Origin of the sequence: Halochromatium roseum (assembly GCF_016653315.1) — a bacterium.
GTDB classification, from domain to species: domain Bacteria; phylum Pseudomonadota; class Gammaproteobacteria; order Chromatiales; family Chromatiaceae; genus Lamprobacter; species Lamprobacter roseus.
Genome location: NZ_NHSH01000066.1, coordinates 88,885 through 114,175, shown reverse-complemented (window position 1 = coordinate 114,175; position 25,291 = coordinate 88,885). Strand labels below are relative to the sequence as shown.

Here is a 25,291-nt window from a genome sequence, read left to right as displayed (position 1 = left end):
AGCTGGGGCTTCTGGTCGTGGCTGGAGACGCGGGCGTAGAGCACGGCACGTGTGCCGCCCGCCGGAGCCTCGTCAGTCACCTCGACCAGGATGGTGCCGGTCTCGGTTTGGTGCGCCGGGGCCGGCAATTTCCCCGCCTTGTACCAGTTCCACGCGGTGCGGTACGCAATCCCTTGCTGCTTGGCCCAGGCACTGAGTTTGATGCGCTTCATGCAGAACAGAATAGCGCAAAAGGCTATGTCCGTCTATTTATTTGTTCAACGGATAGAACCCTCCACATTGCCGATCCGCTGCAGCAGCGCCTCTAAGGTTGCGCAAGACCTTGATGGACTAGGCAAACTGCTCTTGATCGACGAGCGTATCGGAAGGGCCGCTATCAATGCTATCATGCTGAACACCAAGTGAGCCTAGGTGGATGATGTGATGGCCGATCTATTAGTACGCAATGTCGATGCTGATATCAGCCAGGCGCTTAAGGAGCGTGCGAGTGCTCATGGCGTGAGCGCCGAAGCGGAGCACCGGCGCATTCTGGAGGAAGCCCTGCGGCGTCCGAAGCGTCGCAGCTTTCTGCAAGTGCTCGCAGACATGCCGGATGTTGGCCACGACGAAGACTTTGCGCGCAGGCAAGACGAGACTGCGCCGCCGGTCTTCGACTGAACAACACCCGGATGTATTTGTTCGACACCAATGTTGTTAGCGAGCTGCGCAAGGGTCAGCGGGCCAATGCCGGTGTCCTGGAGTTAGTCCGCGCTTTGGATGCCGATCATGCCCGCGTCTACCTCAGCGTTGTCACCCTTGGTGAGCTCAGGCGCGGGGTTGATCTGTTGCGGTATCGGGGAGATAGATCGCAGGCACAGCGGCTTGAACGCTGGCTCAATTCGCTGATGGATGACTACGCGAACCGAATTCTGGATTTTGGCCGCGCGGAGGCGTTGCTGTGGGGGCGACTGCGCGTCCCGCATCCCGAGAACGTACTCGACAAGCAGATCGCTGCGACGGCGCTGATAAATGACCTGACCTTGGTCACCCGCAACATCGATGATTTCACTTTCACCGGCGTCAAGCTCCTGAATCCGTTCTACTCCTGAGCGTTCGGCCGGATGGATGCTCATCATCCTTCTTCTCGACAGCGACGCGCTACCGCCCTAGATGCAGCCCCTCGATAGGGCAGGCTCTCAGCACCCATGCCCAAGCTCTCCCTCGCCAAGCTCGAACGCCACCTGCTCTCCGCTGCCGACCGGCTGCGCCAAGAAGGACTGGATGCCGCCACCTACAAGGACTACATCTTCGGCCTGCTGTTCCTGAAGCGCTGCTCGGACCAGTACGACGCCGAGCGCGAGCGCATCGTCAACCGCAAGGTGGCGCAAGGGTTGATGCAAGATATCGCCGAGCAGCGCTATGGCGAGAACCCGGACTTCTACGACAGCTTCTTCGTGCCAGAACGGGCGCGCTGGACCTACCTGCAATCCAAGCTCAGCGACGCCAGCAAGCCCTTCGGCAGTCGGCTCGACGAGGCGCTCGCGGCGCTCACCGAGAGCAACGACTCCCTGACCCATGTGCTCGACCACATCCAGTTCCAGCGCATGCAGGGCAACAAGCGCGTGGTCAGCGACGATGCCTGCGCCGACCTGGTGCGCCACTTCAGCAAGCACCGGCTGCGCAACGAGGACTTCCAGTTCTCGGACCTGCTCGGCAGCGCCTACGAATACCTGATCAACATGTTCGCCGAATCCGCCGGCAAGAAGGGCGGCGACTTCTACACCCCGCGCGATCTGATCCGGCTCATGGTGCGCATCCTCAAGCCCGCCGCCGGCATGCGCGTCTATGATCCCACCTGCGGTTCCGGCGGCATGTTGATCATCAGCCGCGAGTATGTCGAGCAATCCGGCGGCGACCCGCGTGATCTGGTGCTCGCGGGCCAGGTCAACGATGCCTCCGCCTGGTCGATCTGCAAGCTGAACATGTTGCTGCATGGCGTCGAGGGCGCCGACATTCAGCTTGAGGACACACTGCTGCACCCCCAGCACCGGGAGGCCGGGGAGTTAGAGCGCTTCGATCGCGTCATCGCCAATCCGCCCTTCAGTCAGAACTACAGCCGCACCAACATGGAGTACCCCGAGCGCTTTCGCTGGGGTTGGTGCCCCACCACTGGCAAGAAGGCCGATCTGATGTTCGCCCAGCACATGCTCGCGGTCTGTCGGCCCCATGGCATGGTCGCCACGGTGATGCCGCACGGGGTGCTGTTCCGCGCCGGCGCCGAGCGCGAGATCCGCCAGAAGCTACTGCAACAGGACCTGATCGAGGCCGTCATCGGCCTGCCGCCGAATCTCTTCTACGGCGCCGCAATCCCGGCCTGCATCCTGGTGATGCGCCCGAACCTGAGCGGCCAGCCAGAGAACCCCAACAAGCCCGAGGGCCGTCGTGGCCGGGTGCTGTTCATCAACGCCGATGCCGAGTATCACGCCGGTCGCGCGCAGAACGCGCTCAGGCCGGAGGACATCGAGAAGATCGTCACTGCCTACAAGCGCTTCGAGGATCTGCCCGCCTACGCCCGCGTCGTGCCGATCGCCGAGATCGGCGACCCGAGCAACGACTGGAACCTGAACATCCGCCGCTATGTCGACAACGCCCCGCCGCCCGAGCCGCAGGACGTGCGCGCGCATCTGCATGGCGGCGTGCCCGCGGCGGAGATCGACGCCCAGCGCGCGCTGTTCGAGGCCATCGGGCTGGACCCGAGCAAGCTCTTCGTCTCCCGCGATGAGCGGCGCCCCGCTGGCAACCCAGCCGACAGCGACCAGCTCCCGCCAGCCAGCGACACCACCGGGCGCGTCACGGCGACCCGACAACTGGAGCTTCGGCTCGCCCAGAGCGCCTATCGGGACTTTGCCCCAGCCCTGACCGAACGCGCGGCCATCCGAGCGCTGATCGAGCAAGACCCCGGCGTCCAGGCCCGCCTCCAGAGCGTCCAGGAACAGCTCGCCAGTTGGTGGCGCGCGCATGCCCCCAAGCTCACCGCGCTGAGCGAGCGCCGCAACCTCAATGCCGTCCGCGCCGAGATGCTGGCCAGCTTCGCCGAGGCCCTCGCCCCGCTCGCGGTGTTGGACTATTTCAAGCTCGCCGGTGTGGTCGCGGCTTGGTGGACTGACAGCCTCGCCGATCTCAAGACCCTGATGGAGCGCGGCTTCGCCGGCGTCATCGACGGCTGGATCGACGCCATCGCCGATGCCCTGGACGACGAAGACAACACCGGCCCGGCGTTCGATCCCTTCAGCCACAAGCTGGTGCTGGCCACCATGGGCGATTACCTGGAGCGGATCGCCGAGACCCGCGCCGAGGTCGCGCGCCTGAAGGCCGACAAGGCCGCCTTCGAGGCCGACAACGCGCCCGAGGATCTGGACGAGGATGAGCTGAGCAACTGGAATCAGGCCAAGGATCTGGAGCGCCAGGCCAAGGAGCTGCGCGCCGAACATCGCGAGCCGTTGAAGGCGATTGGCAAGCTCGCGACCCAGATCGGACGGCTGAAGGCGCAGCTTGAGCTGCCTGTCGCCGACAATGCCCGTGCCCGCGCGGCGGCACGCAAGCGCGAAGAACAGCTTCGCGACGCTGAGGCGCGGCACCGGACGCTCGAGAGGCAACTGGCTCCGGTCCATGCCGAGCTGAACCGGATCAGTGAGGCACTAACGCCTTACCAGACAATCCTCGACGACCTCGCCAAGGCCCGCAAACGCTACCGCGCCCTGCTCGCCGCTTTCTTGGAGGAGCTGAAGTCACGTTGCGGGGTGATGAGCGAGGACGAAAAAGAGGAGTTGGTGTTGATGCTGTTCGCGCAAGACCTGCAAGCAGGGTTGGATGCGGCTTTGGCGGAGCAGCGAGCTGCAGCAGTCGGTTTCGCAGAGAAGACTTGGAACAAGTATCGCATCACACTGACAAATTTGCGCCAAGACCGCGCCCGCATAGAGGGGCGGATCAATTCCGTACTAGAGCAATTGGACTACACGTAATGGAAGACGGGTCAAGCCTCGCAATACTTGGAGCCTCGCAAGCCCTGACCGAAGCAGCGGCCTTAGGCAGCGCTCATGGAGTCGACTGCCCAATTACTGATATTTGTTCAGTGAATCCGGAATCCTTAGGCTCTGGCTCTGAACAACCAGCGCAGTTTCGCTACTTGGATATCTCCTCGATCAATCAGGGTGTGATCGACTGGTCCGTTACCAGGGTCTGCTCCAGGGTTGATGCACCAAGTCGAGCCCAACGCGTGGTTCGACCTGGCGACGTTCTCCTTTCGACCGTCCGACCCGGACTAAAAGCACATGGCATCATTCGCACCCCCGTCGACCTTCCATTAGTCGCGTCGACCGGCTTTGCTGTGCTGCGTCCACATCAAGAGTCAGACAGCGCATATCTGTTCCACCAGTTGTTTGGTAACGCTGTTGCAAGCCAGCTTCGCGCAAGGGAGGTTGGCTCGAACTATCCGGCGGTGAACGAGCAAGATGTGGAAGCGCTTCGCCTTTACGCACCTCCAGCAATCCAAAGAGAACATATCGGCGCTTTCCTGGATCACATGGACGAGGCAATACAGCAGTCGAATGCGGTGATTGTCAAGCTCAAGCAAATCAGAATTGGACTGCTCCATGACTTGCTGACTCGCGGCATCGACGAGAACGGCGATGTGCGTGATCCCGGAACCAAACCTGAGCATTTCGACCATACACCACTCGGTCGACTTCCCAAGCAATGGACTGTGCTTTTGGTTGAAGAGGCGGGCCAAGTTCGGCTGGGTCGGCAGCGATCACCGGCTCATGAAGCGGGATCGCACATAAGACCCTACCTGCGCGTCGCCAATGTATTCGACGGTTACATCGATTACACTGATGTTCTATCCATGAATTTCGATCCTGCGGAGCAAAAAATTTACGGCCTTGAGCCTGATGATATCCTCTTAAACGAAGGGCAAAGCCTGGAGTTGGTCGGCCGCAGCGCCGTTTACAGGGGCGATCCTGGTGCCTTCTGTTTTCAGAATACGCTCATTCGGTTTCGCTGCAACAGCAGATCCGTGCCCGACTATTGTCAAGCTGTTTTTCATCATTGGTTGCATACGGGGCGCTTTACCAGGGTAGCAAAGCAGACAACATCTGTGGCACATCTTGGCGCGGATCGCTTCGCCAAAATGCCCTTTCCGTTGCCACCGATTCAAGAGCAGGAGCGCATCGTTCAAGGCATCCGTGCCTGCGACGATACGATAAGGGCCGAGGAGGATGGAGCAAAAAAGCTTCGCAATCTGAGGGCTGGACTGTCGAAGGATTTGCTCAGCGGCCGAGTCACCCTCCCTCTGGACATGACAATGCCCTGATGCCCGGTCAACCGCCGAATCCGACGTGGGTGTATCGCCTGATCCACTTGGGCAGCCTGCCCACGCTGCTAACACGCGGGGCACTACATGCCCCGAATCACACGCCCCAGGACGGGCTACCCTACCAGGCGATCCACAACGTCGATGTCCAAGCGAGCCGTCGCGTCAGGACGGTTCGCTGCGGCCCTGGTGGCAACGTTCACGATTATGTGCCCTTTTATTTCGGTCCGCTGTCTCCGATGCTGTTGAATCTGAAGACCGGCCGCGTAGACGGGGCTACGCTGAGGGTCAGGAGTTGTTGGTCTATCTGGTCACCTCGGTTCAGGCTGTCCAGCGGTCCGGCGCCCGGTTCGTCTTCACAGACGGCCATGGCCTTGCGACTTTCACCATCTGGTATGACGATGTCCGCGAGCTGCATCAGGTTGACTGGGGCCTGGTCGGCGCGCGGTACTGGACGGACACATCGGAGGACAACGACCGGCGACGCCGCAAGCAAGCGGAGTTTCTGGTGTGGCAGTCGCTGGATTGGTCGCTCATCCGCGGCATCGGCGTCTTCGATGGGACCGTCAAGGCCCGAGTAGCGACGACGCTTGGCCGTTTTCCGGATCGCCAACAACCGAAGGTCGCCGTCAAGCGCGACTGGTACTACTACTGAGGAGGTGTCCGATGATCGAGATCGCCAAGGGCAACTTGCTCACCGTTGACGCGGACGCGCTGGTGAACACCGTGAACTGCGTCGGCTTCATGGGCAAGGGCATCGCGCTTCAGTTCAAGCAGGCATTCCCAGCCAACTTCAAGACCTACAAGCGTGCCTGCAAGGACGGGGAGATGGTGCCGGGCCGGATGTTGGTGCACGATAACGGGGGGCTCGTCAATCCGCGCTGGATCATCAACTTCCCGACCAAGCGCCACTGGCGCGGCCAGTCGCGTATTGAGGACATCGAGTCCGGATTGATGGCGCTCGTAGCCGAGGTGCAGCGGCTGGGAATCGGTTCCATCGCCGTGCCGCCGCTTGGTTGCGGCCTTGGCGGACTCGACTGGGGCGTTGTGCGGCCGATGATTGAGGCGGCGTTCTCGCGCTTGCCCGACGTTCGGGTGTTGTTGTTCGAGCCCAGCGGGACTCCGCAAGCAAAGTCCATGCCCGTCGGCACCAAGCGGCCGACGATGACCCAGGCTAGGGCCTTGTTCATCCGACTGATGGACGCCTATGCCGCGCTCGACTACAGCCGCACGCTGCTGGAGGTGCAAAAACTGGCCTACTTCCTTCAGGCCGCCGGTGAGCCACTGCGATTGCGTTACGAGGCCGGGCACTACGGCCCCTATGCGGCGAACCTGAATAAGGTGCTTGAGGTGATGGAGGGCCACTTCATCCGTGGCTATGGCGATGACCAGAAGCCCGATACCGAGATCGAGCTGCTGCCAGGCGCTGTGGAGGCGGCAACAACCTTCCTTGCGGATAAGCCAGAATCTCGGCAGCGCCTGGAGCAGGTCGTGGATCTGATCGAAGGCTTCGAGACGCCCTATGGCATGGAATTGCTCGCGACCGTGCACTGGGTCGCGCACCATCCGAGCGGAGGCGCGGGGATGCCCGCGGCGAGCATCGAGGAGGCCGGTGAGCGGGTACGGACCTGGAACAACCGCAAGGCTCGTCTGTTCAAGCCTGAGCACGTCACAGCCGCTTGGCGGCAGTTAGAAAACGCTGGGTGGCTATCTACCCCATCGGGAAGTGAGTAACGGGAGCCAGGAGGCCATTGAATCTGAATGCAAAGCGGCTCCCCGGTTCGACAGCCTGGTTGGCCACCGGGTCGCTTGGCTGCGGCAAGCGCTGTCGGGAGCCGGATTTAGCACAAGCGTTAACACAAGTAAAAACCTGGACGAAAACGGCGTCTCGACGTAAAAACAAGATCTTACCAGAGCCATGCGGCCGATTTAGCACAAGTGCGACCGAGTGGTTAAGGTACTTTTTCAGGCCATGAAGCCAGGCTTACCCTGAAACAGCAGCCTTCATCCGTCGGGGCGGCCGAGTCCATGGGTGTCAGACTGACCCAATCCGAAACAAGGAATGCCGACTGATGAGCAAGATCGAATGGGAACGGGATTTGGTGGAGCGTCCCTTCTGCCAGCAGCTCCAAGCCATGGGCTGGGACTGGATCGAGGCGGACCCCGACCTGCCCGAGTCCAGCGAGCGGACTAGCTCGCGGGAGGTCTTGCTCAAGGGCCGCCTGACCACGGCCCTGCGCGCGATCAATCTGCGCGATGGCCAGCCCTGGCTCGATGATGCGCGCATCGAGAAAATGATCCGCGACCTGGAGCAGGCGTCGGGGCATCGGGCGATGGAGGTCAACCAAGCAACCACCGAACTGCTGCTGAAGGGCACGGTGGTCGATGGACTGCCAGACTGGGATCAGGGCCGACCGCAGCCGGTGCGCTACATCGATTTCGAGCACTGGGACCGGAACGACTTTCTGGTGATCAATCAGTTCAAGGTCGAGCTGACCAGCGGACAGGGCCATGTGCTGCCGGATGCGGTGCTATTCGTCAACGGCCTGCCGCTGGTGGTGGCCGAGTTCAAGAGCCCGGCCATCGAAAGTCCCATCGCCGCGGCCATCAACCAACTGCTGCGCTATTCCAATCAGCGCCGCGAGGTCTGGCCAAGCCTCTATCAGGAGCACGAGGGCGTCGAACGCCTGTTCCGTACCAATCAGCTGTTGATCGCGAGCGATTTCTTCGAGGCCCGGGTCGGCACCCTTGGCGCGCCGCCCGATGCCTATCTGGAATGGAGCGAGACCAGCCCGGTCGCGCCCGCGCGGGTGCTGGCCGAGGTCCAGCAGGCGCGGGGGGATGCCGAGAACGGCGAGGTCAACAAGGAACTCGCATCCACCGATGCATCAGACGCGACGCTCGCCCCGGTTGCCGCCGAGCAGCTCGCGGCGCTCGGCCCCGAGCAAGCCGGACGCGCTGGCACGCCGTTGTTCTTCCGCGGCGAGGATCAGCGACCGGCGGCGGCGCGCGATGCCGCGGCCGCGCTATCGAGCCAGCAACTGTTGGTGGCGGGCATGCTGCGCCCCGCGCACCTGCTCGACCTGATGCGCAATTTCACTGTTTTCGAGCAGATCGATGGCCGCACGCGCAAGATCGTCGCCCGCTATCAACAGTTTCGCGCGGTGCACAAGATCATTCGCCGCTTGTTGGACGATGGCGCGGCGGGCTGGAACGACCAGTCCATCCGCGGCGGCATCGTGTGGCACACCCAAGGCTCCGGCAAGAGCCTGACCATGGTGTTCCTGGTGCGCAAGCTGCGCATGACGCCGGGCTTGCAGCACTACAAGGTGGTCGTGGTCACCGACCGCACCGACCTCGAAGGCCAGCTCAAGGCAACGGCGCGGCTGTCCGGCGAGACGGTGCGTCCCAATCAACAGGACCTGGCCCGTCGGCTGACGCCAACGGCGCTGACGCAAGCCATCCTGCGCGAGTCAACGCCGGATATCGTCTTTGCCATGCTGCAGAAGTATCAGGAGCGTGGCGAGGAGGCGGCGGATCGGATCGCCATGACCATCCGGCGCAAGGAGAAGCGCCCGGGACGCGAGCAGCCGGTGGTCGAGAAGGAGATCCGGCTCACGCAAGACGTGCGCGAAGAGCGCTTTCCACTGCTGAACGAATCCCGCGACATTTTGGTGTTGGTCGATGAGGCACATCGCGGCCACTCCCTGACCCTGCATCGGAATCTGCGCCAGGCGCTGCCGAACGCGGCCATGATCGGCTTCACCGGCACGCCGATCCTGGCCAAGCACAAGAAGCGCACGGCGGAGATCTTCGGCGACTTCATCGACTGCTATGTGCTCAAGGATGCCGAGCTGGACGGTGCGACAGTGCCGATTCGCTACGAGGGCCGCACCGCCGACGGATTCATCAAGGATGCGGCGACCCTCGATGACCTCTTCCTGGATATGTTCCGCGACTACGAGCCCGAGGAGCTGGCTGTCATCAAGGCCCGCTACGGCACCGACAGCGACGTGCTGGAGGCGCCGCTGCTGATCGCCCAGAAGGCCCGGGACATGATCCAGCACTTTGCCAAGGTCATCCTGCCCGAGGGCTACAAGGCCCAAGTCGTCGCCGCCAGCCGGCTCGCCGCGGTACGCTACCAGCAGGCGCTGAACGAGGCGCGTGACGCGCTGGTGGCGGAGTTGGAACAGCTACCCGCGGCCTTGCTCGATCTGTCCGAGGACGCGATCGAGGCCTTGGAGGAGCCACAGCGCGAGCTGGTGCGACTGCATCCACAGTTGCCAAGACTGCGGGCGCTGGAGGTCGCCGCGATCATCTCACCGGATCACAACGATCCAGAATCCTGGAAGAACTGGTCGGACAAAGGCAACCAGGCAGCGCTGATCCAGCGCTTCAAGCGCCGCTTCGATGCGCGGCAAAGCGACAAGACCGATCCGCTCGGGATGCTGGTGGTCTTCAACATGCTGCTGACCGGCTTCGATGCGCCGGTCGAGCAGGTGCTGTATCTGGATCGCAAGCTGGTCGCGCACGACCTGCTGCAAGCGATCGCGCGGGTCAATCGCACCGCAGGCGCCAAGCCTTGTGGCTATGTGGTCGACTACATCGGCGTCGCCCGGCATCTGAACAAGGCGCTTGAGGAGTACGACGACGCCGACGTCGCCGGCTCGATGTTGGACATCGCCGTCGAGCTGCCTAAGCTCTTGGATCGTCGCAACCGCGCCGTCGAGGTGTTCCGATCGCGCGGCATCACGGATCTGTTCGCGCAGGTTCAGCAGTGCGTTCAGCTCCTCGCGGATCTGCGCATCCGGGCCGAATTCATCAACGCGCTCCGCCAGTTTTACGAGACGCTGAATCTCTTGGAGCATCGCCCGGAGGTGCCGCCGGATGTGTTTCGCGATGCCAAACTGTTGGGCTTCATCAACAAGGTCGCGGCCAACCTTTATCGTGATCCCCTCTTGAACCTGCTCGGTATCGCCGAGAAGGTCAAGGCGCTGATCGACAAGCACGTCTCGGCGCGGGGTGTCGATCCCAAGATCCCGCCCACCACCATCACCGATGCCGCCTTCGAGCAGGTGCTGGCCAACGAGCCGAATAGCCGCGCGCGGGCCGCGCAGATGCAGCATGCGGCGCGCTTTCACATCACCGGTTTCGCCAATCAAAACCCCAGCTATGCGCGCCAGATGAGCGAGAAGCTCGCGGCCATCCTGCAACGCTTCAAGGACGACTGGGATGCGCTGGAGCGCGAGCTGAGCCGTTTCATTGATGAGCTGAAACGCGGTGACACCGCTGACTTCCCGGGCTTGGAGTCGAAGACCCAGGTTCCCTTCGTGCGCCTGATGCTCGAGTTCTGTTTTCCGAACGCCGATGCCGACGACCGCCAACGACAGGCCCTCATTGCAGCAACGCTCGACCTAGTCGAGCGCATCCGGCGCGAGATCCGCCTGGTCGGCTTCTGGCGCAACGCCGATGCCCGCGAGCGGCTAACCAAAGGGCTGGTGCGCGCCATCGATGAAACGGGGCTCTGCCCCCTCGGTCAGGAGCGGGATCTGGCCCAACGCTTGGTGGCCCTTGCCAAGGAGAATCACGAGGCGCTGATTTGCATGGGAGAGCAACCAAGCACATGAGCGAAACCCTGGAACTGGATGGTCTCACCTTCAAGGTGCGACGCAGCGCAAGGCGGCGAACGCTCGGTTTGACCGTTGATCGCGGCGGTCAATTGGTGCTGCACGCGCCCGAGGCGACTGAGCAGGGCGCACTCGCTCAGTGGGCCGCGCAGCGGCTGCTATGGGTGCATCGAACCCTGGCGCGCAAGGATCAGAACCGCCCGCGGCAGAGCGAGCCAGAGTATGTCGCAGGGGAGACCTTTCGTTACTTGGGCAAGCCCTATCCGTTGATCCTGGTCGCCGAGCAAGACAAGCCCCTGCTGTTCGACGGTTGCCGCTTTCTGCTCCATCGACCTCGACGCGCCATGGCCGAGCAAGCCTTTCGGCGCTGGTACATCGATGCCGGCAAGGCCTGGGTGCCCGAGCGGATCGAGCGTCTGCTGCCCCGGGTGGGGCGAGCCCCCAGCAAGATCGTCGTCCGCGATCTGGGCTTCCGCTGGGGATCATGCGGACCAACCGGCACCATCAATCTCAACTGGCGGGCGCTTCAGCTACCCACCCAGCTGATCGACTACCTGCTGATCCATGAGCTGTGTCATCTCATCGAGGCCAAGCACAATCCGGCCTTTTGGCAGGCCGTTGAGCGCGCCCTGCCCGCTTGGCGCGACAGGATGCAGGAACTCGACACTCAGGCCACCTCGGTGTTTTGGTGCCAGATCAAGACAGGCAACACTTCTTGTACTTCTGACCACTGCCGCAGGGACAAGGATCATTGCGTCCGACCTTGACGCTCGTCGCCGGCGATGACGGTCTGGCCGGCTGGGGCGGCGCCTGATCCCTCAGCGACGCTTGCTCCTGCCGCGCCTTGTGCCGGTCTGGGAATCGCTCAGCCTCGCGCTCCGCGGCATCGAGCTCAAAGCAAAGCCACTGTTCCATCTCCGCCACTATGTCATGGATCAGTCCAGGCTCGCGCTGCCGGGTCTCCTCCAGAGCCGCCTCCTTGCCTCTGGCCAGGTGCTGTTTAAAGTCGTGCAGGCCGATGAACCAGGTATCAATCAGCTCATCCGCATAGGCCTGCTCGATATCCTCCATCAGCTCCTCTGGGTAGAGCTCATAAGCCACCAGGACCAGGCTGGTCCAGAACGGATCGTACTCACGCTCGAGTTTGCCGCGAAACAGGGTCGCCAGATAGGCAACCGCCTCGTCACGCGCGAGTTGGCCTTCGCAAACCAGAATCGGTAGCGTCCTCAAAGCGGCCCCGCGCACATACTCGTTGACCGTCGGCGTCTCGATCAGCCCTTTGATCGGCTCAAGATCACCAGCGCAGACCGAGGCGAGGATGCCGCAGAGATCGTCGGTCACCAGATCGCCGGTGATCTCCAGGCTGATCTCGCCCGGGGTCGAAAACAGCTTGATCAGCAGCGGATAGGCGGCCGGCTCGCGAAACTGCGCCAAGAGATACATGGCATAGAGGTGCGTCATCCGCGTCGGCTCATCGACCAGGGCCTGCGGGTCATCGGCGCACTGCGCCAGTTGCTCCAATAGCCAGGGCGTGATGGCCTCGCGCTGCGCGATCGCGGCGTGCACGGCGTCGCGCGGAAATCGTGGTGTCACAAATTCAAGTTGCTGTTTGATGTCGTCGATATCCAATGCACTCTCCGAGTCCTGTGCTTAGTGGCTGCCCATTTTCTATTTCCCGATAATCGCCCTCCTTGAGCCCTCAAATCGGGAAACAGTTGATGGACCGTTTCTTAGTAGCTGTGCATCTACTTGACGCCATAGCGATCGGCGATCGGCGATCGGCCCTCATCCACCACGCAACGGCTTGCAAAGGCAGACCGGCTTCAAGGCTAGACTCATCAGGTCAGTTTGCTGATGCGCGCTCGGCTTGCCCATAATCAGCCTCATGAGCAAACGAAGCTTCATGCGCGGACGGCGGCCGAGCCTAGAGCGGCTGCGACTGCAGCTGGCGCGGCCGGATGCATTATTCTCACATGCGCTGCTTGGACTCGTCACCGGCCTCGCCACGGGGATTGTCATCGTCGCCTTTCGTCTCGCCGTGGAGGGGATGCAGGCGCTCATGCTGCCCGATCATGGCGAGAACTACGAGGCCATCGCGCCGCTGTGGCGCTTCCTGCTGCCGGTGCTGGGCGCGGTGCTGATCGGACTGCTGTTCCTGCGCTTCGCCAAGGGCCTCTATGTGCTTGGCGTCGCCCGCGTGCTGGAGCGCATGGAATACCATCAGGGTCACATGACTCCGCGTGGTTTCATGCTGCAGTTCCTGGGCGCGGCCATCGCCATCATCAGTGGCCACTCGGTCGGGCGCGAGGGGCCGCATGTCTATCTCGGCGCGGCCAGTGGCAGCCTGCTCGGTCAATGGCTGAGCCTGCCGAATAACAGCATCCGCACCATGGTCGCCTGCGGCACCGCGGCAGGGATCTCAGCCTCGTTCAATACGCCACTCGCGGGCGTCATCTTTGCCCTGGAGGTGCTGGCGCTCGAGTACAGCATCACTGGTTTCATCCCCATCATCCTCGCCGCTGTCAGCGCCAATGCACTCTCGGTGTCGCTCTTCGGCAGTGCCCCGACCTTCGTCATCCCGCCGTTCTTGCTCACCTCGCTGTCGGACCTGCTGCCGGTGTTGCTGCTCGGTCTCTTCGCCGGCGCCATCTCCGCCGCCTATATCCAGCTTTTGCAGTCGATCGCCGGTGTCAGCAAGCCGCTCAGTTTCTTCACACGCGTCTGCCTGGCGGGTCTGGCCGCGGGTGCCTTTGGTGTCCTGGTCCCCGAGGTCATGGGGCTCGGCTATGACTCGCTGGGCGACCTGCTGACGCAAACCCTGCCCTGGACCTTTCTGCTCGGGCTGCTGATCGCCAAGCTGTTAGCAACCTCAACCAGCGTTGGCCTCGGCATCCCGGGCGGCACCATCGGGCCGGCGCTCTTCATGGGTGCCACCGTCGGCCATCTGACCGGCGTGATGGCTGCCAGCTTAACCGGCGCTGATGCGTCGTACGTCAGCTTCTATGCCCTGCTGGGCATGGGCGCCATGATGGGCGCTAGCCTACAAGCACCGCTGGCGGCGTTGACGGCGGTGGTCGAGCTGACCCATAGCCCCGGTGTCATCATGCCGGGCATGCTGACCATCATCCTGGCCGCGGTCACCAGTAAGCAGCTATTCAGAAAAGACTCGTTGTTCGTGACCATGCTCAGGGCCAACGGCTTGGATTATCGCTCCAATCCAGTGGTCGCGATGCTGCGCCGCAGCGGCGTGACCAGCGCCATGAACACCCGCTTCTCGCGCCAAGAGACTCGGCTCAGCCGCGAGCAGGCGCAGCGCTTGATGAGCGAGAACCTGGATTGGATCATCGTCGACCGCGACCGCAAGCCGGCCTTTGCCATGCCTGGCATCGCCATTGCCAGCCATCTCTCACAAGCTGGGCAGGCCGAAGAGATTGACCTGCTGGAGATCCCGGCCGACCGTCTCGAGCTCACCCCGGTGCATCTACAGGCGACACTACAAGAGGCCCTGGACATCCTCAATCGCGAGGGCACGGAGGCGCTCTATGTGACCCGCCCCATCGCGCCTGGCATCAACCACGTCTATGGCGTGCTAACACGGGGCCGTATCGAGTCGGCGTATCGGTATTGAGGAGGCATCAACCTGAAGTTGGCAACAGGCCAATCGTAGGGCCTGTGATGGTCGAACGATAGCCCTCAGCTGCCGTTGCAAGAATCAAACGCTCAACGGCGCTGCGTCCGCCAGCGCTCGCTCAGCCAGCCGATAGCCAGTCTCGATGAGTTCGCGCGCACGATGAAACTCGTGCGCTTCGCAAACATCGCGTGGCACGTTGATCAGCACATCTGGCGCATAAGCGGCGAGCTTCATTGCCGAAATCGCGTTCTGCATGGTCTCGAACGAACGACTCATCAGCTCGAACATCCCCAGCTCGCGGGCTTCCACGTCGTCAGATTTCAGGCTTTCGCCGATGCCATCCAAGAACTCGAGGATGCGTCCGCGGAGATCATCGTCCCGCTTTTGGTTAGACGACCTGTTGGACGCAGATGCGGGACCGGGAGCGAGCGTTGCGGTTGACACGGGGGCCTCCTCGGGATCGCCGTTGAGGTTCACGGCGATGGTCAGATCGGTGAAATCGCGGAAGGTAGGCGCGATCGGAACCGGATTCAGCAAGCCACCATCGACCAAGGTGAGGCCGAGATAGCGATGCGGGGTGAACAGCGTCGGCACCGCGATCGAGGCGCGGATCGCATCGAAGAGCGGCCCCTTGGTGATCCAGACCTCACGCTGGCGCTCGATATCGGTCGCGACCGCGGTATAGGCGATCGGTAGTTGCTCGATGTCGTGCTCGCCCACCATCTCCCGCAGACGGTCCATGATCCGATCGCCTTTGATCAGACCTGACGAATGGAAGGCGAGGTCCAGAAAGCGCAACACATCAGTACGCCGCAGCGCGCAGACCCAGTTGCGATAACTGTCGAGCTTGCCGGCAGCATGGATGCCGCCGACGAGTGCCCCCATCGAGCAGCCGGCGATGGACTCGATCCGATAGCCCTGCGCTTCTAGCCATTGGATGATGCCGATGTGCGTCAGCCCACGGGCGCCACCACTACCGAGGACCAGAGAGACGCGTGGACCAGGCCGATCATTCATTCGGTTTGACTCCGGCCGGCCGGATACACTCGAGCGCTGAAGCAGCCTGAACGATCTGCTGATCGATGGTGGTGATCAAAACGGGGGCGAGCAAACAAAAAGGCCATGGTGCTCAAAACGAAAAACGGGTTAGCTGATTTCTCGGCTAACCCGTTATTCTAATTGGCGTCCCCACGGGGATTCGAACCCCGGTTGCCGCCGTGAAAGGGCGGTGTCCTAGGCCTCTAGACGATGGGGACATTGGTGGAGCCAGGCGGGATCGAACCGCCGACCTCAACACTGCCAGTGTTGCGCTCTCCCAGCTGAGCTATGGCCCCGTCACTGAGCCGGTTATATTAGTCACCTCTGGCCGCGTTGTCTAGCGAAAAGTGATGCAGCCATCAGCCCAGCGAACAGGCCGCATGCGCATGGCCTCTGCAGGCCGAATCTTTCCGCCGAGCGAAACCTTGTCAACTCCCTACAAAACCTGCATGTTTAGTCCGTTTTTTTCATGCAACCGACTGCTCGGCATTGGTTCTGATGACTCTTCTCAGCAATCGCCGGCTTTCCGCTGCAACACGCACATCGCGCATCGCCACCCTAGGCGGCGATGAAAGGCTTGATTCACACACCATAACGTCTTTATCAACTCGACGAGATCTAAACACCATGATGCGCATCCTTCTGTTCTTGGGCACCAACATCGCGGTGCTCGTGGTCATCAGTATCGTCTTCAACCTGCTGGGAATCGGCGGGCTGCTGGCGGCAAACAACGTTGATCTGAACCTGGGAGCCTTACTCGTTTTCGCGGCAGTGATCGGCTTCTCCGGCTCGCTGATCTCGCTGTTCCTCTCCAAGTGGATGGCTAAACGTTCGATGGGGGTGCAGATCATCGAGCAGCCCTCGACCCCGTTCGAGCATTGGCTGATCGATCTGGTCCGTCGCCAGTCCGAGCAGGCCGGCATCCGCATGCCCGAGGTCGGCATCTTCGATCAGCCCGATCCGAACGCCTTCGCCACCGGCTGGAACAAGAACGACGCGCTGGTCGCGGTGAGCACCGGCCTGTTGCAGCACATGAGCCAAGATGAGGTCGAGGCCGTGGTTGGCCACGAGATCAGCCACGTCGCCAATGGCGACATGGTCACACTGGCGCTGATCCAGGGCGTGGTCAACACCTTCGTGGTGTTCTTGGCGCGGGTAATCGGCCATACGGTCGACCGGGTGGTGTTCAAGAATGAGGAGGGCCATGGCATCGGCTATTTCGTCGTCAGCATCCTCGCCGAGATCCTGCTCTCTGTGCTCGCCTCGATGATCGTGATGTGGTTCTCGCGCTATCGCGAATTTCACGCCGATGCCGGTGGCGCCCATCTGGCTGGACGTCAAAAGATGATTGCCGCGCTGCGCGCCCTGCAGCGCGTGCACGAGCCACACGACCTGCCTGCCGGTGAGTTTGCGGCCTTTGGTATCTCGGGCAAGATTGCGCAGGGCTTTATGGCGCTGTTCGCCAGCCATCCACCGTTAGAGCAGCGCATCGCCGCGCTGGAAGCGGCAGGCTAAGTCAGGACGCACAAGCCAAGAAAGCGCCGGCCAGGGACATGGTCCGGCGCTTCGCGGAGGCGAGGCGCTCGCGAAACTGATAATGGATATTGGGAATTGGAACGACGGCAACAGGATGCTCTGCGCTAAACTCAGGAGTCTCATCCAGGGCCCTGGCAGACATCTGGCCAGCGCCCAAGACCCATTCCGACTGCCGTCGATAACGTCATGAGCGCGCTTCTCGAGCTATTCCGAAACTCGTCCGCCTACTACGGCGGCAACGCAGCCTTCATCGAGGACCTCTACGAGCGTTTCCTGAAGGACCCGGAGAGTGTCGATCTCGCCTGGCGCCAGCGCTTCGAGCTGATCCATCAAGAGGCCGCCAATGAAGTCCCACATGGACCGGTGCGGGAGAACTTTCAGCGCCTCGCCAACGAGAGTCGCAACCGTGCTCAAACGCGCTCACTGAGTCGCCTAGAGCCTGCCGCCGCTGAGAAGCAAACCGCGGTTGTACGGTTGATCAACAGCTTCCGCTACCGCGGTCATCAGATCGCAAACCTGGACCCACTGAAACTGCGACCAGCGCCGAAGGTTGCGGATCTGCTGCCAAGCTACCACGGTCTCGAAGACGCCGACCTCGACCAGGTCTTCCACACCGGCTCGCTCTACGCCCCGGATCGGATGCCACTGCGGGGCATCATCGACCTGCTGCAGCGTATCTATTGTGGTCCGGTCGGGTCTGAGTACATGCACATGACCTCGACCAGCGAGAAGCGCTGGCTGCAAAAGCGCATCGAGGGCTACCAAGCGCGTCCGGAGCTGAAGGCCGCCGATCGGCGTTGGCTGCTGACCTTGCTGACCGCCGCCGAGGGTCTAGAGAAATACCTACACACCCGCTATGTCGGCCAGAAGCGGTTTTCGCTCGAGGGCGGTGAGGCGCTGATCCCGTTACTCGACGAGCTGATCCAGCGCGCCGGACGCAAAGGCGTGCGCGAACTCGTGATCGGCATGGCGCATCGCGGCCGGCTCAATGTGCTGGTGAATATCCTCGGCAAACCGCCGCAGGAGATCTTTGCCGAGTTCGAGGGCCAAGTGCGCCTGAGTCCGCGCCAGCTCGCCGGCGATGTCAAATATCATCTCGGCTTCTCGACCGACATCGACACACCAGGCGGCATCACCCATGTCGCACTCGGCTTCAATCCCTCGCATCTGGAGATCATCAACCCAGTCATCGAAGGCTCGGTGCGCGCGCGCCAGCGCCGCCGCGGGGATCGCAGCGGTGATCAAGTCATGCCGGTGCTGATCCACGGCGATGCCGCCTTCGCTGGCCAGGGCGTGGTCACCGAGACCTTGCAGCTCTCGCAGACCCGCAGCTACGGTACCGGCGGCACCGTGCACATCGTGATCAATAATCAAATCGGCTTTACCACCAGCAACCCGCTCGATACCCGCTCGACCTTCTATTGCACCGACGTCGCCAAGATGGTGCAAGCACCGGTCTTCCATGTGAACGGCGATGATCCGGAGGCAGTGATCTTCGTCACCCGACTGGCCTTGGACTACCGTAACCAGTTCAAGAAGGACGTCGTCATCGACCTGATCTGCTACCGTCGCCTCGGCCACAACGAGGCCGATGAGCCGGCAGTCACCCAGCCGATGATGTATAAGCGCATCCGCCAGCATCCGACGGCTCGTGCCATCTACGCTGATCGGCTGATCGATCGTGGTCAGCTCAGCCGCGATGATGCAGTGGCGCTGATCGAGGACTACCGCTCGAATATCGAGCACGGGATCGTGGTTGCCCGTCCTGTCCTCTGCGGCCTCGAGCATAGCTACCGGGTCGATTGGAAGTCGCGCTTTGGCAACGACTGGCACCTGCCAGCAGACACCGGCTTTCCGCGTAAGCGGCTGCGCGAGCTGGCCGAGCGCCAGCTGCAGCTCCCGGATGGCTTCGAGCTGCATGCCCGCGTCGCCAAGGTCTGGACCGAGCGGCGCAAGATGGCACAAGGCGATCAGCTCGCGAACTGGGGCTTCGCCGAGAACCTGGCCTATGCGACGCTGCTCGACGCTGGGTATCCGGTCCGGCTCTCGGGTCAGGATGCGAGTCGCGGCACCTTCGTGCATCGCCACGCCAAGGTCCATTGTCAGCGCACCGGCAACGACTACACCCCGTTGCAACACCTCGCCGCGCCTCCCGGTCTAACGCTCGATCAGCCCGAGCAACAGGCTCCGTTCATCGCCATCGACTCGATCCTGTCGGAAGAAGCCGTATTGGGATTCGAGTATGGCTTCGCCACTGCCGAACCGAATGCCCTGACGCTCTGGGAGGCCCAGTTTGGGGATTTTGCCAATGGCGCCCAGGTCGTCATCGACCAGTTCATCAGTTCGGCGGGCAGCAAGTGGGGGCTCGACTGTGGACTGGTGATGTTGCTGCCGCATGGCCTCGAAGGACAAGGCGCCGAACACTCCTCGGCGAGGCTGGAGCGCTTCCTGCAGCTCTGCGCCGAACACAACATCCAGGTCTGCGTGCCGACCACCCCGGCGCAGATGTTCCATCTCTTGCGCCGGCAGCTGTTGCGCGATTATCGACGGCCCTTGGTGGTGATGACGCCGAAGAGCCTACTCCGGCATCGGCTCGCGGTCTCATCCCTAGACGAACTCGCGCATGGCGCCTTCCTGCCGGTTATTCCAGAGCCTGACCCGCTCGACCCGGCAGCGGTCGAGCGCCTGATCTTCTGTTCCGGTAAGGTCTACTATGACCTATTAGAGGCGCGTCATGCTCGGGGCCTGACCGATGTCGCCATCATCCGTATCGAGCAGCTCTATCCGTTTCCGAAACAGGCCTTCGCTGCGGTGCTGGCCGATTATCCGGATACCCAGGAGATCATTTGGTGCCAAGAGGAGCCCCAAAACCAAGGCGCTTGGGATCAGATCAAGCACCGCTTCCATGGGCTCATCCTGAGCGGCAAGCAGGCGTTTTACGTCGGCCGGCCCGCGGCCGCCACCCCCGCCGTTGGTCACCGCGCCGTACATGTCGAACAACAAGAGCGTTTGATCGACGAAGCCCTGACCGGGCGTATCAATCCGAACATGAATCGTCGCATCCCGATCCCGCTCGACACCGGGCTTGGATCGGATGACGATCAACCCTAACAGCCGTCCGCGCAACCCATTACTCGATCAACCGAAGCCCCATGCCCACTGAAGTTCGTGTCCCTGCCCTACCCGAATCGGTTGCTGATGCAACGGTACTGACCTGGCATTACAAGCCCGGTGATCAGGTCCGCCAAGACGAGAACCTAGTCGATCTGGAGACCGACAAGGTCGTGCTCGAAGTGCCATCACCGGCCGATGGCATCCTGCTCGACATCACTGCCGACGAGGGCGCTCTGGTCACGAACGACAGTGTTCTTGGCAGCATTGAGCCACAGGTCTCTGGGCCGGCAGACAACAAGAGCCCGACGGCCACAGAGCCGGATGCCACGGCGCATGAGACGCGCACGCCTCACGACATGAGTCCGGCGACTCGCGTCGACCGCGGCGTCGGCTCCAGTGCCGAAGCCGATGCCGGCGAAGCCGCAGGCACTGAGAACAAGGCGACTGATCCGCGCTCGGCGCGCCCTGGCGACCCGGTTCTCGCGCCCGCTGCAAGACGCCTGGTCAAGGAGATGAACCTCGACGCCAGCCGTATCCCTGGCAGCGGCAAAGGCGGACGCATCACCAAGGCTGACGTGATCGCCTGGCTCGATGTACAGGAAGCGGCCGAGCCGGCGATCGACCCCGACGCCGCAGCCCTGGCCAAGAAGCGGGCCATTGCCCATGAGCTCGAGTCCGAACCGCTCGGCAAACCCCAGTCACCAAGACTCACCGGCGAGGCAGGGCGACCCGAGCAACGGGTGCCCATGACTAGACTGCGGGCACGGATCGCAGAGCGCTTGGTCGAGGCGCAACAGACGGCCGCGATGCTGACCACCTTCAATGAGGTCGACATGGCAGCGGTACTGGCACTGCGCCATCAGTACAAAGAACGCTTCGAACAGACGCACGGCGTGCGCCTCGGGCTGATGTCGTTCTTCGTTAAAGCGGCGGTCGAGGCGCTGCAGCGTTTCCCGATCATCAACGCCTCAGTGGATGAAAACGACATTATCTACCATGGCTACTACGATATTGGCATCGCGGTCAGCTCAGAGCGCGGGCTCGTCGTGCCGATCCTGCGCAACTGCGACCAGCTCAGCATGGCTGATGTCGAGCGTGGCATCGTCGACTTCGCCAACAAGGCCAAGGACGGCTCCCTGAGCTTTGAGGAGCTCACCGGCGGCACCTTTTCGATCACCAACGGCGGGGTCTTCGGGTCAATGCTCTCGACCCCCATCCTGAACCTGCCGCAAAGCGCCATTCTCGGCATGCACAAGGTTCAGGAGCGTCCAATCGCGGTCGACGGAGCCGTCGTCATCCGCCCGATGATGTATCTCGCACTCTCCTATGATCACCGCATCGTCGACGGGCGCGAGGCCGTGCGGTTCCTTCAGACCATTAAGGACACCCTGGAAGATCCCGCACGGCTCCTACTGCGGATCTAAGCGGGGCCAGAGGAAACGAAAAGCGCCGGAAGCCTAGGCTTCCGGCGCTTGCTGTTTTCGGCCTCGCAGCCAAGCCTTAAGCCTGACCGATTCGCCGGCAGCTCATCGAATCGCGTCAGCTCGCCGGGATGACCTCGATGCGAACGGTCACTGCGACATCAGAATGCAGATGCAATTCGACATCGTAGTCACCGACGGCCCGGAACGGACCATCCGGCAGGCGAACCTCACTCTTCAGCAACTCCATGCCGAGACCGCCTTCAGTGATGGCGGCAGCGATATCGGCGGTGCCGACCGAGCCGAACAAACGCCCTTCATCGCCCGCCTTACGCGGGATCGTGACAATCACACCCTCGAGCTTCGCCTTGCGTGCTTCAGCAGCCGCGAGTGCCTCCGCGGCCTCGCGCTCAAGCTCGGCGCGACGCTCTTCAAAGGCCTTCAGGTTGTCGGCGGTGGCAGGCTTAGCAAAGCCCGACGGGATCAGGAAATTGCGGCCGTAGCCAGCGCGCACCGAGACCTTGTCTCCGAGTTCGCCCAAGCCACGTACCTTCTTCATTAGGATCAGGTCCACTGGGTATCTCCTTCGTGAATGCGTTTAGGGATTCAGCTCAGGCTCAGTGGCCGTCGGTGTACGGCAACAGCGCGACGAAACGTGCGCGCTTGATCGCCGTCGCGAGCTGGCGCTGATAGCGCGCCGAGGTGCCGGTAATACGGCTCGGAACGATCTTGCCTGACTCACTGACGAAGGCCTTGAGCAGGTTGAGATCCTTGTAATCGATCTCGGTGATACCTTCAGCGGTAAACCGGCAGTAGCGTTTGCGGCGGAAGTAGCGTGACATGGGATGCCTCGACAGAATGTAGACTGGGGATTAAGGATGCGGCTAGCGGAACGGATTGCTCATACGGAACGGCTAGGCTTTAGCCCGAAACAGGTGCTTCATCATCTGAGCTGGTGATGCACACTGTGAGTTTCCGAAAAACAAGCGCTCCAGCGTCCGAGGTGGCGATGCGTTCTATGGGTTAGTCGCGATCCGCATCGCGGTCTGAATCACGCGACCGCTCGCCACCGCGCCCCTCGCTACCCTCCTCGTAGCGTCTCGGACGCCGCTCGCCTCGGTCTCCGCCGTCCTCATCGCCTGCACTCTCACGCTCATCGCCACTCTTCAGTAGCGGCGACGGCTCGGTGACCGCCGCATCACGCTTGATGATCATGTTGCGTAGCACCGCATCGTTGAAGCGGAAGGCACTTTCGAGTTCGGCCAAGGCCTCCGCATCGCACTCAACGTTCATCAGCACGTAATGCGCTTTGTGGATCTTGTTGATCGGATAGGCTAGCTGGCGTCGCCCCCAGTCCTCCAGCCGATGGATCTGGCCGCCGCGCGACTCGATGCTGGTCCGGTAGCGATCCAGCATGGCTGGCACCTGCTCGCTCTGGCTCGGATGAACCAGAAAGACGATCTCGTAATGACGCATAATGCTCCTCACGGATAATAGAGCCCCTAGCGACGCATCCTGTGCCGTGCGTGCTATGGAGCAAGGAGTAACGCCCTTTTCGGACGTAGCCGGCTATTATGCGGGGTCGCGATCGAGTTGGTCAAACCAATTCAGCCGCCCCCTAGCAAAGAACAGGACGAACGCCACCTCAAACCGACACCAGCAGCTTTGGAGACTTTTATGCAACGCGTGACCATCGTCGGCGCCGGATTCGGCGCGCTGACGTCCCTGAAAACCCTCCGCGACGAGGGCTTCAAGGGCCAGATCACGGTCGTCAGCCCCCGCCCTGAGTTCGTCTACTATCCGGGCCTGATCTGGGTGCCAAGCGGACTGCGCAGCGGCGAAGATCTGCGGCTCGATCTCAAGCATTTCTTCAGCAAGATGGATGCCGAGCATCTGGCCGCCTCGGCAACCGGTTTGAGTGACGGCGGCCGCCTGTTACAAACCGATGCTGGCCCGATCGAGAACGACGGCCTGATCATTGCCAGCGGCGGGCGCTTCATCAAGAAGCTGCCCGGCATCGAGCATGCGATCACACCCTGTGAGGGCATTGCCGCGGCCGAGGCCATCCGCGACCGCCTGCGGGCGATGGACGGTGGCACCGTCGCCATGGGTTTCGCGGGGAATCCGAACGAGCCCTCGTCGATGCGCGGCGGACCGATCTTCGAGTTCCTGTTCGGCCTCGATCGGCAGCTACGCAAGGAGGGTCGCCGCGAGCGCTTCCGCATTGTCTTCTTCACCCCGGCCGAACGGCCCGGCAATCGGCTCGGCCCCAAGGCGGTCGACAAGCTGCTCGGCGAGATGCGGCGGGTCGGTATCGAGACGCATCTCGGACATAAGCCGAAGCAGTTCACCGCCGAGAAGATCATCACCGAAGGCGGCGAATTCCCCGCCGACCTGATCATCTTCATGCCCGGTATGACCGGCAATGCCTGGTTCGACGACACCGACCTGCCGCGCTCACCCGGCGGACTCCTGCAAGCCAATGCGCAGTGCCGGGTGCCAGGCTTCGAGCGCACCTATGTCGCCGGTGATTCAGGCAGCTTCCCGGGGCCGGACTGGATGCCCAAGCAGGCGCACATGGCGGATTTGCAAGCGCGCGCCGCCGCCAAAAACCTAATCGCCGAGCTGGCGGGCAAGACGCCGAGCGAGACTTTCAAGGTCGAACTGCTTTGCATCGTCGACGCCAACGATCGCGGCATGTTGGTCGCCCGCACACCGAAACACAACTTGGTGCTACCCAGCTCGCCAGCCTTCCACTGGCTCAAGCGACTGTTTGAATGGTGGTATCTGCGCCGTTTCCGCTAATGTCCGTCACTCGCTACCAGAGCCGGCCACACGCCTCGTGATGCGCTAAAAGCCGGCGGCGGCCGCTTCCGCAAGCTGAATCGCTGAGCTCAGAATCGCTAATACGTCAATACACGGGCTTGGCGCCAAAGCGGCGCTTCAAGTCCCTACCGAGGGGTTTGACAATGTCGTCGAGGGCGTCACGGTTACCCGACGCCTTGCCTCGGTAGCGCTTGCTGAAACCATCGCCAATGTGATTCTTGCGGTAAGCGCGTACCTGCAACAACAAGTGCTCGAACCCCCCACGACTCGGCACTGCCTCGACCACGACCGGCTCGATCAGGACCTCGACCTCCGTGCTCTGATGCGGCGAATCCAGCGGATACAGGCCGGCGAAGGCAGCCATTGGGTCAAGCCCGGCGATCAGACGACGCTGCACGACGGCTCCCCGCGCCCCAGGCGGGCGCACAATGCCAGCGGCCGCCTGGCCATCGTAGACCTCTTGTCCGGCCACCCGCGGCCCTGAGGCGCAGGCACCAAGCATGGCGGTCAGAGCAAGAGCGAGCAAAAGCCTGAGAAATCGATTCATGACAGATGCATCTTCGACGCTTGGGAGTATCGAACCATCGACACAGGGTTCGGGGGCTGAGATTTCAACATAACCCAAAGGTCGAAGCGATCTTTTGCAAGCCGTCCGCTTTCACCGCCGATGTCGATGCCGAGCCTGTCACATCGTTGAAGGCGGCAGTGCCGAGTGCCGCACAACCGCGTTTCGTGCAAGCCAGCAGCG

19 protein-coding genes, 2 tRNA genes and 2 pseudogenes are annotated in these 25,291 nt (G+C 62.2%); 14 read left to right on the top strand and 9 right to left on the bottom strand.

Features of this window, described 5'->3' with window-relative positions:
• Positions 1-212: pseudogene (locus tag CCR96_RS18435) on the bottom strand (recombinase family protein); the annotation flags it as partial.
• Positions 213-423: 211 nt separating this feature from the next.
• On the opposite strand from CCR96_RS18435, the gene CCR96_RS18430 reads away from it, so the two are divergent.
• The 9 genes and pseudogenes from CCR96_RS18430 to CCR96_RS18395 all read left to right on the top strand — a co-directional run bounded on the left by CCR96_RS18430 (position 424) and on the right by CCR96_RS18395 (position 11,744).
• Positions 424-657, top strand: a complete 234-nt coding sequence (locus CCR96_RS18430) for a FitA-like ribbon-helix-helix domain-containing protein (protein WP_201222051.1) — start codon at positions 424-426, stop codon at positions 655-657.
• An 11-nt stretch (positions 658-668) separates the two neighbouring features.
• A complete protein-coding gene (locus tag CCR96_RS18425) occupies positions 669-1,088 on the top strand; it encodes a type II toxin-antitoxin system VapC family toxin (RefSeq protein WP_201222049.1) in 420 nt (139 codons plus the stop codon).
• A gap of 96 nt (positions 1,089-1,184) precedes the next feature.
• Positions 1,185-4,001, top strand: a complete 2,817-nt coding sequence (locus tag CCR96_RS18420) for a type I restriction-modification system subunit M (protein ID WP_201222047.1) — start codon at positions 1,185-1,187, stop codon at positions 3,999-4,001.
• Positions 4,001-5,350, top strand: a complete 1,350-nt coding sequence (locus CCR96_RS18415) for a restriction endonuclease subunit S (protein ID WP_201222045.1) — start codon at positions 4,001-4,003, stop codon at positions 5,348-5,350. The genes CCR96_RS18420 and CCR96_RS18415 overlap by 1 nt, the downstream gene beginning before the upstream one ends.
• Positions 5,350-5,613, top strand: a pseudogene (locus CCR96_RS25655) (DarT ssDNA thymidine ADP-ribosyltransferase family protein); the annotation flags it as partial. The gene CCR96_RS18415 and the pseudogene CCR96_RS25655, both read left to right, overlap by 1 nt.
• Positions 5,529-6,005, top strand: coding sequence for a DUF4433 domain-containing protein (locus CCR96_RS24735; RefSeq protein ID WP_274601150.1), 477 nt, complete (start codon positions 5,529-5,531; stop codon positions 6,003-6,005). The pseudogene CCR96_RS25655 and the gene CCR96_RS24735, both read left to right, overlap by 85 nt.
• Positions 6,006-6,016: 11 nt before the next feature.
• Positions 6,017-7,084, top strand: coding sequence for a type II toxin-antitoxin system antitoxin DNA ADP-ribosyl glycohydrolase DarG (gene darG, locus CCR96_RS18405; RefSeq protein WP_201222041.1), 1,068 nt, complete (start codon positions 6,017-6,019; stop codon positions 7,082-7,084).
• 338 nt (positions 7,085-7,422) lie between these two features.
• Positions 7,423-10,977 carry a type I restriction endonuclease subunit R gene (locus tag CCR96_RS18400; protein WP_201222039.1) on the top strand — a complete coding sequence of 1,185 codons (3,555 nt, stop codon included), beginning with the start codon at positions 7,423-7,425 and terminating at the stop codon, positions 10,975-10,977.
• Complete coding sequence (locus CCR96_RS18395; RefSeq protein ID WP_242519190.1) at positions 10,974-11,744, top strand: M48 family metallopeptidase; 771 nt, start codon at positions 10,974-10,976, stop codon at positions 11,742-11,744. The genes CCR96_RS18400 and CCR96_RS18395 overlap by 4 nt, the downstream gene beginning before the upstream one ends.
• Here CCR96_RS18395 and CCR96_RS18390 read toward each other — a convergent pair.
• Complete coding sequence (locus tag CCR96_RS18390; RefSeq protein WP_201222065.1) at positions 11,674-12,606, bottom strand: DUF1186 domain-containing protein; 933 nt, start codon at positions 12,604-12,606, stop codon at positions 11,674-11,676. The two genes, CCR96_RS18395 and CCR96_RS18390, sit on opposite strands and share 71 nt — an antisense overlap.
• A 256-nt stretch (positions 12,607-12,862) precedes the next feature.
• Here CCR96_RS18390 and CCR96_RS18385 point away from each other — a divergent pair, with 256 nt between their 5' ends.
• Positions 12,863-14,605: a chloride channel protein gene (locus CCR96_RS18385; protein ID WP_201222037.1), complete on the top strand. Its 1,743-nt coding sequence runs from the start codon at positions 12,863-12,865 to the stop codon at positions 14,603-14,605.
• Between the two features lie 84 nt (positions 14,606-14,689).
• Here CCR96_RS18385 and CCR96_RS18380 read toward each other — a convergent pair whose 3' ends face one another.
• From CCR96_RS18380 to CCR96_RS18370, 3 genes are all read right to left on the bottom strand, one after another.
• Positions 14,690-15,625 carry a patatin-like phospholipase family protein gene (locus CCR96_RS18380; protein WP_201222035.1) on the bottom strand — a complete coding sequence of 312 codons (936 nt, stop codon included), beginning with the start codon at positions 15,623-15,625 and terminating at the stop codon, positions 14,690-14,692.
• 163 nt (positions 15,626-15,788) lie between these two features.
• A tRNA-Glu gene (locus tag CCR96_RS18375) sits at positions 15,789-15,864 on the bottom strand.
• 2 nt (positions 15,865-15,866) lie between these two features.
• A tRNA-Ala gene (locus tag CCR96_RS18370) sits at positions 15,867-15,942 on the bottom strand.
• 331 nt (positions 15,943-16,273) lie between these two features.
• Between CCR96_RS18370 and htpX the strand changes: the two genes are divergently transcribed.
• The 3 genes from htpX (at position 16,274) to odhB (ending at position 21,720) form a co-directional block, all read left to right on the top strand.
• Complete coding sequence (gene htpX, locus CCR96_RS18365) at positions 16,274-17,161, top strand: protease HtpX (protein WP_201222033.1); 888 nt, start codon at positions 16,274-16,276, stop codon at positions 17,159-17,161.
• A 207-nt stretch (positions 17,162-17,368) separates the two neighbouring features.
• Positions 17,369-20,293: a 2-oxoglutarate dehydrogenase E1 component gene (locus tag CCR96_RS18360; protein WP_201222031.1), complete on the top strand. Its 2,925-nt coding sequence runs from the start codon at positions 17,369-17,371 to the stop codon at positions 20,291-20,293.
• Between the two features lie 41 nt (positions 20,294-20,334).
• The gene (gene odhB / locus CCR96_RS18355; protein WP_201222029.1) at positions 20,335-21,720 is read left to right on the top strand and encodes a 2-oxoglutarate dehydrogenase complex dihydrolipoyllysine-residue succinyltransferase; all 1,386 of its coding nucleotides are present in this window, start codon (positions 20,335-20,337) and stop codon (positions 21,718-21,720) included.
• 115 nt (positions 21,721-21,835) lie between these two features.
• On the opposite strand, the gene rplI is transcribed toward odhB, so the two are convergent.
• From rplI to rpsF, 3 genes are all read right to left on the bottom strand, one after another.
• Positions 21,836-22,291 carry a 50S ribosomal protein L9 gene (gene rplI, locus CCR96_RS18350; RefSeq protein ID WP_201222027.1) on the bottom strand — a complete coding sequence of 152 codons (456 nt, stop codon included), beginning with the start codon at positions 22,289-22,291 and terminating at the stop codon, positions 21,836-21,838.
• Between the two features lie 43 nt (positions 22,292-22,334).
• On the bottom strand, positions 22,335-22,559 hold the full coding sequence (gene rpsR, locus CCR96_RS18345; protein WP_200244815.1) for a 30S ribosomal protein S18: 225 nt from the start codon (positions 22,557-22,559) through the stop codon (positions 22,335-22,337).
• A gap of 181 nt (positions 22,560-22,740) precedes the next feature.
• Positions 22,741-23,193 (bottom strand): 30S ribosomal protein S6, encoded by a 453-nt coding sequence (rpsF, locus tag CCR96_RS18340; RefSeq protein WP_201222025.1) that lies wholly within the window; start codon positions 23,191-23,193, stop codon positions 22,741-22,743.
• Between the two features lie 201 nt (positions 23,194-23,394).
• On the opposite strand from rpsF, the gene CCR96_RS18335 reads away from it, so the two are divergent.
• Positions 23,395-24,522, top strand: coding sequence for an NAD(P)/FAD-dependent oxidoreductase (locus CCR96_RS18335; protein ID WP_201222023.1), 1,128 nt, complete (start codon positions 23,395-23,397; stop codon positions 24,520-24,522).
• Positions 24,523-24,628: 106 nt separating this feature from the next.
• Here the strand turns inward: CCR96_RS18335 and CCR96_RS18330 are convergent, their stop codons facing one another.
• Positions 24,629-25,090, bottom strand: a complete 462-nt coding sequence (locus CCR96_RS18330; protein WP_201222021.1) for a hypothetical protein — start codon at positions 25,088-25,090, stop codon at positions 24,629-24,631.
• Between the last annotated feature and the right edge of the window lie 201 nt (positions 25,091-25,291).

Coding starts and splice junctions, on each gene's coding strand:
- CCR96_RS18430 (WP_201222051.1), top strand. CDS start 424: ATGGCCGATCTATTAGTACGCAATGTCGATGCTGATATCAGCCAGGCG.
- CCR96_RS18425 (WP_201222049.1), top strand. CDS start 669: ATGTATTTGTTCGACACCAATGTTGTTAGCGAGCTGCGCAAGGGTCAG.
- CCR96_RS18420 (WP_201222047.1), top strand. CDS start 1,185: ATGCCCAAGCTCTCCCTCGCCAAGCTCGAACGCCACCTGCTCTCCGCT.
- CCR96_RS18415 (WP_201222045.1), top strand. CDS start 4,001: ATGGAAGACGGGTCAAGCCTCGCAATACTTGGAGCCTCGCAAGCCCTG.
- darG (WP_201222041.1), top strand. CDS start 6,017: ATGATCGAGATCGCCAAGGGCAACTTGCTCACCGTTGACGCGGACGCG.
- CCR96_RS18400 (WP_201222039.1), top strand. CDS start 7,423: ATGAGCAAGATCGAATGGGAACGGGATTTGGTGGAGCGTCCCTTCTGC.
- CCR96_RS18395 (WP_242519190.1), top strand. CDS start 10,974: ATGAGCGAAACCCTGGAACTGGATGGTCTCACCTTCAAGGTGCGACGC.
- CCR96_RS18385 (WP_201222037.1), top strand. CDS start 12,863: ATGAGCAAACGAAGCTTCATGCGCGGACGGCGGCCGAGCCTAGAGCGG.
- CCR96_RS18380 (WP_201222035.1), bottom strand. CDS start 15,625: ATGAATGATCGGCCTGGTCCACGCGTCTCTCTGGTCCTCGGTAGTGGT.
- htpX (WP_201222033.1), top strand. CDS start 16,274: ATGATGCGCATCCTTCTGTTCTTGGGCACCAACATCGCGGTGCTCGTG.
- CCR96_RS18360 (WP_201222031.1), top strand. CDS start 17,369: ATGAGCGCGCTTCTCGAGCTATTCCGAAACTCGTCCGCCTACTACGGC.
- odhB (WP_201222029.1), top strand. CDS start 20,335: ATGCCCACTGAAGTTCGTGTCCCTGCCCTACCCGAATCGGTTGCTGAT.
- rpsR (WP_200244815.1), bottom strand. CDS start 22,559: ATGTCACGCTACTTCCGCCGCAAACGCTACTGCCGGTTTACCGCTGAA.
- rpsF (WP_201222025.1), bottom strand. CDS start 23,193: ATGCGTCATTACGAGATCGTCTTTCTGGTTCATCCGAGCCAGAGCGAG.
- CCR96_RS18335 (WP_201222023.1), top strand. CDS start 23,395: ATGCAACGCGTGACCATCGTCGGCGCCGGATTCGGCGCGCTGACGTCC.
- CCR96_RS18330 (WP_201222021.1), bottom strand. CDS start 25,090: ATGAATCGATTTCTCAGGCTTTTGCTCGCTCTTGCTCTGACCGCCATG.